This window comes from Nocardioides sp. TF02-7, assembly GCF_022437945.1.
GTDB lineage: Bacteria > Actinomycetota > Actinomycetes > Propionibacteriales > Nocardioidaceae > Nocardioides.
In genome coordinates this window covers 1,894,045-1,905,746 of record NZ_CP092535.1, presented here as the reverse complement: position 1 = coordinate 1,905,746, position 11,702 = coordinate 1,894,045, and the positions used below count along the sequence as shown (strand labels likewise).

Annotated in this window: 12 protein-coding genes and 1 pseudogene; 3 read left to right on the top strand and 10 right to left on the bottom strand. The window is 73.8% G+C overall.

What is annotated here, in order from left to right; genetic code table 11:
- The first annotated feature begins 14 nt into the window (after window positions 1-14).
- A complete protein-coding gene (locus MF408_RS09735; protein ID WP_240251201.1) occupies window positions 15-1,283 on the top strand; it encodes an MFS transporter in 1,269 nt (422 codons plus the stop codon).
- A gap of 24 nt (window positions 1,284-1,307) precedes the next feature.
- Here the strand turns inward: MF408_RS09735 and MF408_RS09730 are convergent, their stop codons facing one another.
- Window positions 1,308-1,640 carry a DUF3140 domain-containing protein gene (locus MF408_RS09730; protein WP_240251200.1) on the bottom strand — a complete coding sequence of 111 codons (333 nt, stop codon included), beginning with the start codon at window positions 1,638-1,640 and terminating at the stop codon, window positions 1,308-1,310.
- A gap of 3 nt (window positions 1,641-1,643) precedes the next feature.
- Window positions 1,644-1,862, bottom strand: coding sequence for a DUF2945 domain-containing protein (locus MF408_RS09725; RefSeq protein ID WP_240251199.1), 219 nt, complete (start codon window positions 1,860-1,862; stop codon window positions 1,644-1,646).
- A 110-nt stretch (window positions 1,863-1,972) separates the two neighbouring features.
- Between MF408_RS09725 and MF408_RS09720 the strand changes: the two genes are divergently transcribed.
- Window positions 1,973-2,719 carry a GTP pyrophosphokinase family protein gene (locus MF408_RS09720; RefSeq protein ID WP_240251198.1) on the top strand — a complete coding sequence of 249 codons (747 nt, stop codon included), beginning with the start codon at window positions 1,973-1,975 and terminating at the stop codon, window positions 2,717-2,719.
- A gap of 28 nt (window positions 2,720-2,747) precedes the next feature.
- Here MF408_RS09720 and MF408_RS09715 read toward each other — a convergent pair whose 3' ends face one another.
- The 3 genes and pseudogenes from MF408_RS09715 to MF408_RS09705 all read right to left on the bottom strand — a co-directional run bounded on the left by MF408_RS09715 (window position 2,748) and on the right by MF408_RS09705 (window position 5,033).
- Window positions 2,748-3,389, bottom strand: a complete 642-nt coding sequence (locus tag MF408_RS09715; protein ID WP_240251804.1) for a response regulator transcription factor — start codon at window positions 3,387-3,389, stop codon at window positions 2,748-2,750.
- A 54-nt stretch (window positions 3,390-3,443) separates the two neighbouring features.
- Window positions 3,444-4,364 (bottom strand): annotated as a pseudogene (locus MF408_RS26825) (sensor domain-containing protein); the annotation flags it as partial.
- A gap of 294 nt (window positions 4,365-4,658) precedes the next feature.
- On the bottom strand, window positions 4,659-5,033 hold the full coding sequence (locus MF408_RS09705) for a hypothetical protein (RefSeq protein WP_240251197.1): 375 nt from the start codon (window positions 5,031-5,033) through the stop codon (window positions 4,659-4,661).
- Between MF408_RS09705 and MF408_RS09700 the strand changes: the two genes are divergently transcribed.
- On the top strand, window positions 5,017-6,990 hold the full coding sequence (locus MF408_RS09700; RefSeq protein ID WP_240251196.1) for an MMPL family transporter: 1,974 nt from the start codon (window positions 5,017-5,019) through the stop codon (window positions 6,988-6,990). The two genes, MF408_RS09705 and MF408_RS09700, sit on opposite strands and share 17 nt — an antisense overlap.
- On the opposite strand, the gene MF408_RS09695 is transcribed toward MF408_RS09700, so the two are convergent.
- The 5 genes from MF408_RS09695 to MF408_RS09675 form a co-directional block, all read right to left on the bottom strand.
- Entirely contained in the window at window positions 6,917-7,222 is a 306-nt protein-coding gene (locus MF408_RS09695; protein WP_240251195.1) for a 4a-hydroxytetrahydrobiopterin dehydratase, read from the bottom strand. The genes MF408_RS09700 and MF408_RS09695 overlap by 74 nt on opposite strands.
- 40 nt (window positions 7,223-7,262) lie before the next feature.
- Complete coding sequence (locus tag MF408_RS09690; protein ID WP_240251194.1) at window positions 7,263-7,853, bottom strand: hypothetical protein; 591 nt, start codon at window positions 7,851-7,853, stop codon at window positions 7,263-7,265.
- Window positions 7,854-8,150: 297 nt separating this feature from the next.
- Window positions 8,151-9,494 carry a 4-aminobutyrate--2-oxoglutarate transaminase gene (gabT, locus tag MF408_RS09685; protein WP_240251193.1) on the bottom strand — a complete coding sequence of 448 codons (1,344 nt, stop codon included), beginning with the start codon at window positions 9,492-9,494 and terminating at the stop codon, window positions 8,151-8,153.
- A gap of 134 nt (window positions 9,495-9,628) precedes the next feature.
- Window positions 9,629-10,663, bottom strand: coding sequence for a fumarylacetoacetate hydrolase family protein (locus MF408_RS09680; RefSeq protein ID WP_240251192.1), 1,035 nt, complete (start codon window positions 10,661-10,663; stop codon window positions 9,629-9,631).
- A 66-nt stretch (window positions 10,664-10,729) separates the two neighbouring features.
- The gene (locus tag MF408_RS09675) at window positions 10,730-11,119 is read right to left on the bottom strand and encodes a homogentisate 1,2-dioxygenase domain-containing protein (RefSeq protein WP_240251191.1); all 390 of its coding nucleotides are present in this window, start codon (window positions 11,117-11,119) and stop codon (window positions 10,730-10,732) included.
- Between the last annotated feature and the right edge of the window lie 583 nt (window positions 11,120-11,702).

The window sequence follows — 11,702 nt, the reverse complement described above, 5'->3', positions numbered from 1 at the left end:
GCAGGATGGTCGTCGTGCTCGGGATCCGCTCGTTCTGGTCGGAGCTGCCCACCGCGGGTCGCTGGCTGCTGTCGACCGTCGCCGTCCAGACCCTCGGCCGCGGGTTGACGCTGCCGTTCACGCTCATCTACCTGCACGAGGTGCGCGGGTTCGGGCTCGGGCTCGCGGGCGCCCTGATGAGCCTGATCGCGATCGCCGGCCTGGTGGTCACCGGTCCTGGCGGCTCGCTGACCGACCGCTACGGCGCCCGCAACGTGCTGCTCGTCGGGTGCGCGGCGATGTTCGTCGGCAACGTGCTCCTCGCGTTCGCCACCACCCCCGGTCTGGCTGCCTTCGCGCTGGTCCTGGTGGGGATCAACTTCGGCGTCTCCTGGCCGGCGTTCAACGCGCTGATCGCCGCCGTCGTCGAGGGCGAGCTCCGGCAGAAGTACTTCGGGGTCAACTTCGCGCTGGTCAACCTCGGCATCGGCGTCGGCGGCATCGTCGGCGGGCTCTACGTCGACGTCGCGGAGCCGGCCACGTTCACCACGATCTACCTCGCCGACGCGGTCTGCGCGCTGATCCCGGCCGCGCTGCTGCTCGGCCCGCTGCGCCACGTGCACGGCCGCGCGGCGCAGCCCGACGACCCGGCGGCGGGCGCGGGCGCGACGTACCGCTCGATCCTCCGCGAGCCCGCCGTCCGCTGGCTGACCGCGCTGACGTTCGTGGGTGTCTTCGTCGGCTACGGACAGCTCGAGGCCGGCTTCCCCGGCTTCGGCCGGCAGGTCGCGGAGGTGTCGACGACGACCATCGGCGTGGCGTTCGCGGTCAACACCGCGGTGATCGTGCTGCTGCAGTTCCTCGTGCTGGCCCGGATCAGCGGCCGGCGCCGCACCCGCGCGATGCTGGTGATGGCGGCGATCTGGGTGGTCTCCTGGCTGCTGCTCGGCGCCACCGGGCTGGCGCCCGGCAGTGCGCTCGCGGTGACCGGCGTGCTCGCGTTCACCGGGGTGTTCGCGCTCGGCGAGACGCTGCTCCAGCCCACCGTGCCGGCGATCAACAACGACCTCGCCTCCGACCACACCCGCGGCCGCTACAACGCGATCAACGCCGCGGCGTTCCAGGGCGGCGCGATCGCCGGCCCCGCCGTGGCCGGCGTGCTGCTCGACCACGACCTGGCCGCCGCCTACGTCGCGCTGATGGTCGCCGGCTGCCTGGCGATCGGCGTGATGGCGCTCGCGCTCGAGCGCCGGATCCCGGCGGCGGTCAACGGCGTGCGCCCGGACCAGCCGGCCCGCACCTGACGCCTCCGCGCGGACCCGCCGACGTCACCGGGCCGGGTCGTGGCCCCAATTCATCAGCGACTGGCGCCAGGCGGTGTCGGTGACGTCGCCGGAGGGCCGCTGGGCGAGGTGGCGGTGCACGTAGCCCACGACCTTGCGCATGTGGGCGACGTCGTCGTCGTCGAGGTCGCCCTTCCTCGTGCGCAGGATCGCGACGATCCGCCGGCCGGACTCGTGGCCGACCGACTCACCGCCGCCGCTCTTCTGGCCCACCGCCTGCGACTCGTCGGTGCCGAGCCAGTCCTCCAGCTCCGACGCCGTCATGTTGACAGCGTCCTGCCAGTCGTCCCAGACCTCGTCGAGGCCCCCGGCCGCCACGCCTCAGGAGCCCTTCTTCTTCAGCGCACCCGGCTTGTGCACGGCCCGGCCGCCGCTCTTCTCGCTCTCGACGAGGTACTGCGGCTCCTCCTCCGAGGCCTTCACCTTGCGTCCCACGGCCTCGGTCTCGCTCGTGATCTTCCCGACGACCTCTCCCTCGGCGGTCCCGCCGTGGCTCTTCCAGGAGACCTTGTCGCCCTTCGCGAAGCTCTTCTCGCCCATCTCGTCCTCCAGGTGTCGATCCGGAGGGCGGTACCCGGCGGTCGCTGCCCGATCCGGGCGCGCCTTGCCCCGTCCGACATGCTGGGGAGCAACGCGCCGAGAGGAGCCACGTGAGCACCACCGAGCAGCCCACCCCGGCCGATGCCGACGTGTCGGAGGTCCTCGGCGACCTGTTCGCCCGCCTCATGGCGGGCTCCGACGTCGTCAGCGCCGACGAGGAGCGCCTCGCGCAGCGGTTGCAGCGCCTCCAGCGGGAGCTGACCCGGTTCCGGCTGCGCTACAAGTTCGCGATCGACGAGGTCACCACCAAGATCTCGATCCTGCGGGAGGAGTTCGAGGAGACCCACGAGCACAGCCCGATCGAGCACGTCCGGTCGCGGCTGAAGTCGCAGGAGAGCCTGTTCGCCAAGATGGGCCGGATCGGCTGCCCCCCGAACCTCGACGCGATCGCCGAGCAGGTGCGCGACATCGCCGGGGTCCGGGTGGTCTGCCCGTTCGTCTCCGACGTCTACTGGATCAGCGACATGCTGACCCGGCAGAGCGACGTCACCGTGCTCGAGGTCGAGGACTACATCGCGACCCCGAAACCCAACGGTTACCGGAGCCTGCACCTGATCGTCGCGATCCCGGTGTTCCTCTCCGACCGCACCGAGCACGTGCCGGTCGAGCTGCAGATCCGCACGATCGCAATGGACTTCTGGGCCAGCGTCGAGCACACGATCTACTACAAGTACGAGGGGATCGTGCCCACCACGCTGCTCGACGAGCTGCACCACGCCGCCCACACGGCCGCGGAGCTCGACGTCACGATGGGCCGGCTCCGCAACGAGGTCCGCGACCTGGGCCACGGGTCGTGACGGTCCCCGGGGTCGTGAGGGTCGGGGGCTAGAGCCGCAGCCAGGCCAGCACCGCGCGCACGCGTCGGTGGTCGTCGGTGTCGGCGGGCAGGTCGAGCTTGGTGAAGATGCTGTTGATGTGCTTGGCGACGGCCTTCTCGGTGACCACGAGCGTCGCGGCGATCGCGGCGTTACCGCGTCCCTCGGCCATCAGCGCGAGCACCTCCTTCTCGCGGGCGGTGAGCCGGTCGACCGGCTCGTCGGCGCGCCGGGCGAGGACGGTCGCGATCACCTCGGGGTCGAGGACGGTGCCACCGGCGGCGACCCGGCGTACGGCGTCGACGAACTCGGCGACGTCGGACACCCGGTCCTTGAGCAGGTAGCCGACCGCGCCCTCGCCGCTCGCGAGCAGCTCGCGGGCGTAGAGCTGCTCGACGTACTGCGACAGCACCAGCACCGGGAACCCCGGTCGCCGGCCGCGGACGCCGATCGCCGCCCGCAGCCCCTCGTCGGTGAACGTCGGCGGCATCCGCACGTCGACCACGGCGGCCTCGACCGTGGGGTCCTCCAGCGCCCGCTCGAGCCCGGGCAGGTTGTCGACCGCGGCGGCGATCTCGAAGCCCTTGCTCGTCAGCAGCTGGGTCAGCCCGGCGCGGAGGAGGGCGTTGTCTTCGGCGAGGACGATGCGCACTGGGACCTCCCAGGAGACGACGGTCGGGCCGCCGGGCGGGCTCGACACCCGCATCCTGCCGTCGAACGCCGCCAGCCGCCCGGCGACACCGCGGAGCCCGGTGCCGGAACGCGGGTCGGCGCCGCCGCGGCCGTCGTCACCCACCTCGCCCGACAGCACGTCGTCGGCCCAGCGGATCCGCACCCACGCGCTGGTCGCGCCGGCGTGCTTGACGGCGTTGGCGAGGCACTCGGCGACCGTGAAGTAGACGGCCGACTCCAGCGGCGGCGGCAACCGGCTCGGCACGTCGACCCCGACGTCGACCGGCCGGGCCATGTCGAGGGCCAACGCCTCGACCGCGCCGGCCAGGCCGCGGTCGGCCAGCACCGGCGGGTGGATCCCGCGCACGACGTCGCGGAGCTCCGACAGCGCCGTCGTCGAGGACGACCGGGCGTCGTCGACCAGCCGGCGGGCGGCGGCAGGGTCGGAGTCGAACAGGTCGTCGGCCATGCCGAGGCTCAGCGACAGCGCCGCGAGCCGGGCCTGCGGACCGTCGTGGAGGTCGCGCTCGATCCGGCGCAGCTCGGCGGCGGAGTGGTCGACGAAATCGGCCCGCGACTCGGCGAGCGCGCGCACCCGCCGCTCGAGCTTCTCGGTGCGCCCGACGGTGAGCAGCGCCCGGTCGACGTTGGCCCGGGCCCGCATGACCGGGCCGGCGACGTACCACCACACCGGGGTCGTGACGACGCCGTGCAGCAGCAGCACGACGAGCAGCGACAGGACGAAGCCGGCCGTCATCGCCCACAGCATCCACAGCAGGTCGCGCCAGCTCATCGGGTCGGTGAGGAGGGTGCGCAGCTGCTGCCACCAGCCGCCGTGCAGAGGGCGGTACGGCGGCGGCACCGGCTCGCCGAGGATCCGCGCGGCGGTCCAGCGGTGGACCTCGGCCAGGGCCCGGCTGAGCGGAAGCGTCACGGCGAGCAGCGCGACGCCCACCCACACCGCCACGAGCACCGTGCTGACGACGACGAGCACGAACGACACGACGACGGGCGCGTGCAGCAGCACGTGCAGGAAGGCGAGGCCGGTCGCCTCGAAGCGACCGGCGCGCGGTCGGTCGGGAACGGCGGGCACGAGGCCATCCTCCCTGGTGCGGACCGTCCGGACAGTGGTGCAGGCACCACCGCGCGCCGGGACGACGTACCCCCTGACGTCGTCCGCCGGCGGCCCGAGGCTGGAGGCATCTCGCTTCAGCCCCTTCACGTCTCAGGAGCACCGATGTCCCACCGGTCACCGCTCACCGGGTTGCCCACGCGGGCCGCCCGGTGGAGCGCCACCCATCCCGGCCGCGCGATCGCGGCCTGGTTCGCCTTCGTCGTCGTCGCCGTCGGCCTCGCGGTCGCGGTGTCGACCGAGCAGCCGGACGACGCCGACTACCGGGTCGGCGAGTCCGGCCGCGCCGACGCCCTCGTCCACGACGCCGGGCTCGACCGGCCGCCCACCGAGAACGTCCTGATCACCGCCCGCAGCGGCGGTCTCGACGCCGCCGCTGCCGACGCCGCTGCCGCCGACCTCGCCGAGGCGATGTCCGGGATCGACGGGGTCGACGCCGTCGGCGACCCGGTCGAGAGCCCCCGACGGCTCCGCGGTGCTGGTGCCGGTCACGCTCGCCTCCGACGAGGTCGATGCGGCGCCGCTGCTGTCGGCCACCGCGTCGGTGCAGGACGACCACCCCGACCTCCGGGTCGAGCAGGCCGGCGACGTCACCATCGACGACGCGATCAACGAGCGGGTGGCCGACGACCTGCACCAGGCCGAGTTCACCAGCCTGCCGGTCACCCTGCTGCTGATGCTGCTCGCCTTCGGCGCCCTGATCGCCGCCGGGCTGCCGGTGCTGCTCGCCGCCACGAGCGTCGCAGCGACGATCGGGATCTCCGCGCCGATCTCGCACCTGCTGCCGGCCGAGCCCACCGTCAACAGCATGATCGTGCTGATCGGCATGGCCGTCGGCGTCGACTACTCGCTGTTCTACCTCAAGCGCGAGCGGCAGGAGCGGGAGGCCGGCCGGTCCACCCTCGACGCCGTCGAGATCGCCGCGCAGACGTCCGGCCACGCCATTCTCGTGTCCGGCGGCGCGGTGGTCGCCTCGCTCGCCGGGCTGTTCGTCCTCACCGACGTGACGTTCAACTCGCTGGCGGTCGGCTCGATCATCGTCGTCGCGGTCGCCGTGCTCGGCTCGATCACGGTGCTCCCCGCGCTGCTGGTCAAGCTGGGCCGGTGGGTCGACCGCCCGCGGGTGCCGCTGCTCTGGCGGCTCAACCGCCGGATCGGCCGCGGCGGCATCAGCTCGCGGCTGCTCGGTCCCGTGGTCCGGCACCCGGTGGCCGCCCTCGTCGCCGCGGCCGTGGTGGTCGGCGCCCTCGCCGTGCCGGCCCTGGGCCTCAAGACCCACACGGCGAACCTGGAGACGCTGCCGCAGGACCTCCCCGTGGTGGGCACGTTGCAGCGGGTCGCCGCGGCGTTCCCGACCGAGGGCAGCTCGGCGACGGTCGTCGTTCGATCCTCGGCCGACGACGGCGGCGCCGCGGCCCTCGAGGAGCTGGCCGCCCTCGCCGCACGCGACGGCGCGTTCGCCGCCGAGACCGCGCCGGTGACGACCTCCGAGGACGGGCGGACGTCCCGGATCGACCTGGGCCTCGTCCACGACGAGTCCGACGACCGGTCCGCCGAGGCGATCGAGCGGCTCCGGAACGAGATCGCGCCGCAGGTGCTCGACGACCCGCGGCGCGATGACGGGGCGGTCAGCGACTGGGCGGTCGGCGGCGACGTCGCCGAGGCGCTCGACTTCCGGGACAAGCAGGCCGACCGGATGCCGCTGCTGATCGGCTTCGTGCTGCTGCTGACGATGCTGATGATGGCCGGGGCGTTCCGCAGCGTCACCCTCGGCCTGGTGTCCACCGTGCTCAACCTCGCCTCGGTCGGCGTGGCGTTCGGCGTGCTCGGCCTGGTGTTCCAGCACGGGGTCGGCGAGTCGTGGCTGGGCTTCACCAGCCCCGGCTTCGTCATCGACTGGATCCCGGTCTTCGTGCTCGTCGTGCTCGTCGGCCTGTCGATGGACTACCACGTGTTCGTGCTGAGCCGGGTCCGCGAGCTGGTCGCCGGGGGCATGCCGACGCGGGCCGCGGTCCGGCGCGGTGTCGCCGACACCGCGGGCGTGGTGACCAGCGCCGCGGCCGTCATGGTGTCGGTGTTCTCGATCTTCGCGACGCTGTCGATGCTGGAGATGAAGATGATGGGCGTCGGGCTGGCCGCGGCGATCCTCATCGACGCCACCCTGATCCGGCTGGTCGTGCTCCCCGCGCTGCTGGTGCTGCTCGGCGACCGCGCCTGGTGGCCGGTGCGGCCGGGCGGACCGGGGCGTGGTGGGCGGTCCCGCGGGGACGGCCGGGACGGTCGTGCGGGCGCCGCCGGCGAACCGGTCGAGCCGCTCCCGGTGCCCGCCGGGCAGGGGGTAGGGCTCGGGGCAGGGCGCTGGGCGTCGGGCCGGGTCAGCCCGGCTCGACGCCCAGCTCGGCGGCGGCCTCCGAGATCTCCCGGGCCAGCGCGACGTCGCGGGCCGTGAGCCCGCCGACCTCGTGGGTCAGCATCCGCACCTCGACGGTCGGATAGGTGAGCGTCACGTCGGGGTGGTGGTTGGCGGTGTCGGCGAGGGCGCCGATCCGCACCACCAGGTCCACGCCGCGGGCGAAGCTGCCGGTGCGGAACGTGGTGCCGACCTCACCGGTGTCGAGCACCTGCCAGTCCTCGACCCCGTCGGCGGCACGGAACTGCTCGGGCGTGATCTGGTCCACCATGCCGCGAGCGTACGCCGCCCGCGTGCGCCGCGGCGTACGGTCAGGCCCTCCGGTCCTCCGGCCCGGCGGGCAGGAAGGTCGCGGCGATGTCGTCCCAGGTGCCGTCGAGCAGCCGCTCCATGTCGATGTGGGTGGCGCGGCGGACGTAGGGCTTGGCGAGCTCGGTGGCGACGACGCGGACGATGAACCGGCGCAGGTCGGCCTCGATGCCCGCCACCCGTTGCAGCACGCTGCCGCGGCGGGTCTCGGCGGCGAGGGTCAGCGCCACCTCGTCGTCGCCGGGGACGTCGATCTCCCAGCGGAGGGTGAGCGGCGGGTCGACGTGGACGGTGAGGGTCAGCGGCACGACGACGTCGGCGGTGAAGCGCTGCTTGTCCATCCGCAGGTCGAGGTCGAACACGACGTCGATCGGCAGCAGCACCCGGTAGGTGAGCAGGGCACCCGGCACCTCCTCGCCGGTCGTCGGCCGGTAATGGCCCACGATGCGCACCGTGAACGTCCGCCCCGGCCCGGCGCCGATCGGCCCGAGCTCGATCCGGTCGCCCAGCAGCCGGTCGACGGTGCGCAGCACCCGCTCCCGGTGGAGCACGCGGCGGACGAACTCGTTGCCGAACCGCTCGTAGGCCGCCACCGACGGGGCCGGTGCGGGCGTCGCGCTCCCCCGGCTGCTGCGCTGCCTCGGTCACCCGCCCCCCGCTCTGGTCAGGTCGGCGAGTGTAGCGGTGCGGGTGGGGGTGGTGGGGTTGGTGGGGCGGAGCCCGGGCGGGGCCGGGCGGGGTGAGTTTTCCCCGGTCGGCCGGGGGAAACCTCAACATGTCCGGCATTGCTTTGCCCGACAAGTGGAGGTTTTGCCCGTCACGTCGGGCCCGGCGTGAGGTTTCCCCGGTCGACCGGGGAAACCTCAACGTGTCGGGCAAAACCTCACCCGTCACACCTCCCCGAACACCCCGACCAGCACGTCGAGCGCCTCGGTGAGCAGGTGGTCGGGCATGGCGAGCGGGGGGAGGAGGCGGAGGACGTTGCCCCAGGTGCCGCAGGTGAGGACCACGAGGCCCTGGGCGGAGGCCGCCCGCACCACGCGCTGGGTGAGCTCGGGGTCGGGGTCGGTGGTGCCGGGGTGGACCAGCTCGACGGCGACCATCGCGCCGCGGCCGCGGACGTCGCCGATGCGGGGGTCCTGGGCCTGCAGGGCGGTGAGCCGGTCGAGCAGGGTCTTGCCCAGCTGCCGCGCCCGGTCGACGTACCCCTCGGTCTCGATCTCCTCGATCACCGCCAGCGCGGCGGCGCAGGCGAGGGGGTTGCCGCCGTAGGTGCCGCCGAGGCCGCCGACGTGGGGGGCGTCCATGATCTCGGCGCGGCCGGTGACCGCGGCGAGCGGGAGGCCGCCGGCGATGCCCTTGGCGGTGGCGATCAGGTCGGGTACGACGCCCTCGTGGTCGCAGGCGAACAGGTCGCCGGTGCGCGCGAACCCGGTCTGCACCTCGTCGGCGACGAACACGACCCCCTGGGCGCGGCACCACTCGGCGAGGGCGGGCAGGAAGCCCGGCGCCGGCACGACGAAGCCGCCCTCGCCCTGGATCGGCTCGATGACGACCGCGGCCAGGTTGGCGGCGCCGACCTGCTTGTCGATCACGTCGATCGCGCGGCGGGCGGCGGCCGGGCCGTCCACCCCGGCGTCGCGGAACGGGTACGACATCGGCGCGCGGTAGACCTCCGCGGCGAACGGGCCGAAGCCGTGCTTGTACGGCATGTTCTTGGCCGTCATCGCCATCGTCAGGTTCGTGCGGCCGTGGTAGGCGTGGTCGAACGCGACCACCGCCTGCCGGCCGGTGGCGGCGCGGGCGATCTTGACGGCGTTCTCGACCGCCTCGGCGCCGCTGTTGAACAGCGCGGTGCGCTTCTCGTGGCTGCCGGGCGTGATCCGGTTGAGCGCCTCCGCCACCCGCACGTAGCCGTCGTAGGGGGTCACCATGAAGCAGGTGTGGGTGAACGCCGCCACCTGCGCCGCCACCGCCTCGGCCACCCGCGGGTTGGCGTTGCCGACGGTGGTGACCGCGATGCCGGAGCCGAGGTCGATGAGGGAGTTGCCGTCGACGTCGACGACCACGCCGCCGCCGGCGGCGGTGACGTAGACCGGCAGGCCGGTGCCGACGCCGCGGCTGACGGCCGCGTCCTTGCGGGCGGCGAGCTCGCGCGAGCGCGGGCCGGGGATCTCGGTGACCAGACGGCGCTCCTGGGCGAGCGCGGGACCGCCGGTGACGGGCTCGGACATGGGCTGCTCCTCGCGGTGCCGGGTCGACACGGGGCCGACGGGGGTCGGCGGGTCGACGGTGGGGCCCACGCTAGGCCCCGGCCGGTCCGCCGTCGACCGTTGTCGACCGTCGTCGCGGCGCCGCCCGGCTCCGCTCAGGTCCCCGTCGCGGGGCGCACCCGCCCGGTGACCTCGCCGAGGTCGACGACCGAGCCGTCGGGTCCCGGTGCGGTGGCGCCGATCACCACCTCGTCGCCGTCCTCGAGGAAGCCCCGCCCCAGCTCGATCAGCGAGCCCCACTGGTCGGGCTCCGGGCCGCTCACGGTGCCGGACGCGTAGAGGTCGCCGGTGCGCAGCGAGGCGCCGTTGACCGTGAGGTGGGCGAGCATCTGCGCGGGGGTCCAGTACGTCGTGGCGAACGGCGGCCGCGACAACACCTCGCCGTTGAGCCGCACCTCCAGCCGCAGGTCGAGGCCCCAGGGCTCGTCGTCGGTGTCGTCGAGGTAGGGCAGCGGGCGCGGGTCGCGCGGCGGCGGGGGGACCCGCGCGTGCTGCAGCAGGCCGAGCGGCACCACCCAGGGCGACACCGAGGTGGCGAACGACTTGCCGAGGAACGGACCCAGCGGCACGTACTCCCAGGCCTGGATGTCGCGTGCCGACCAGTCGTTGACCAGGCAGACGCCGAAGACGTGGTCGGCGAAGTCGCGCCGCGGCACCGGCGTGCCGAGCCGCGATGGCACGCCGACGACGAACCCCACCTCGGCCTCGATGTCGAGCCGGGTCGCCGGCCCGAAGACGATGTCGCCCTCGGGGGTGCGCCGCTGGCCGGTCGGTCGCGCGACGTCGGTGCCGGACACGACCACGGTGCCCGACCGGCCGTGGTAGCCGATCGGGAGGTGCTTCCAGTTCGGGGTCAGCGGCTCCTGGTCGGGCCGGAACTTGCGGCCCAGGTTGGTGGCGTGGTGCTCGGAGGCGTAGAAGTCGACGTAGTCGGCCACCGTCCACGGCAGGTGCAGCGTCACGTCGGCGAGCGGCACCCGGTCGGCGTCGGCCACCCAGGCGGTCACCGCGGCCAGCACGTCGTGCCACACCGCCGGCCCGGCGGCCAGCAGCGGGTCGAGCGAGCCCGCGCCGAGGTACGCCGCGAGGTCGGGCCGGTCGCGCCGCGCGAGCGCCCCGAGGTCGAGCACGGCGTCGTCGACCCGCCAGCCCAGCCGCCGGTCGCCGTCGGGGCCGGCGAAGACGCCGTACCCCCGTCACCGGCGTCCGCCCGCCCAGGTCCAGGCGTAGGCGCCGTCGTCGCTCGCCGTGCCGGCCTCGCCGAGCTCGAGCGGGCGGAAGGTGTCGACCATGACCGCCAGCTCGTCGAACCGCTCGACGCCGAGGCTGGCCTCGATCGCGCTCGGCTGCGGGCCGTGCGGGTGGCCGCCCGGGTGCAGCGTGATCGAGCCGATGCCGATGCCCGAGCCCTTGCGGGCCTCGTAGTCGCCGGCGACGTAGAACATGACCTCGTCGCTGTCGACGTTGGAGTGGTAGTAGGGCACCGGCACCGCCAGCGGGTGGTAGTCGACCTTGCGCGGCACGAAGTTGCAGACCACGAAGTTGTGCCCCTCGAACACCTGGTGCACCGGCGGTGGCTGGTGCACCCGCCCGGTGATCGGCTCGAAGTCGCTGACGTTGAACGCGTAGGGGGTAGAGGCAGCCGTCCCAGCCGACCACGTCGAACGGGTGGTGCGGCAGCACGTGCACCGACCCGGCGAGCCCGCCGGGGCCGGCGCCGCGGTGCTTGACGTAGACCTCGACCCCGTCGCTGCCGCCCTCGGCCTGCTGCGGCCCGGTCGGCGGGCGGAGGTCGCGCTCGCAGTACGGCGCGTGCTCGAGCAGCTGCCCGTAGCGGGAGAGGTACCGCTTCGGCGGGGCGATGTGGCTGTTGGCCTCGATCGCGTAGAGCCGCAGCGGGCCGCCGCCCGGCCCCGTGGCGTCGAGGTCGGAGGGCACCCACCGGTGCGTCGTGGCGCGCGGGATGACGACGTAGTCGCCCGACGTGACCTCCAGGTGGCCGAAGACGGTCTCGACCGTCGCCGAGCCGGCCTCGACGAAGACGCACTCGTCGCCGACCGCGTTGCGGTAGAACGGCGAGGTCTCGCCGACGACCGCATAGCTGATCCGCACGTCGGCGTTGCCGAGCACGAGCCGGCGCCCGGTCACCGCGTCGAGCGCCTTCCACTC

Bases quoted from the DNA above. Each gene is read 5' to 3' on its own strand.
- MF408_RS09725 (WP_240251199.1), bottom strand. From the start codon at position 1,862: ATGGGCGAGAAGAGCTTCGCGAAGGGCGACAAGGTCTCCTGGAAGAGC.
- MF408_RS09695 (WP_240251195.1), bottom strand. From the start codon at position 7,222: ATGGTGGACCAGATCACGCCCGAGCAGTTCCGTGCCGCCGACGGGGTC.
- gabT (WP_240251193.1), bottom strand. From the start codon at position 9,494: ATGTCCGAGCCCGTCACCGGCGGTCCCGCGCTCGCCCAGGAGCGCCGT.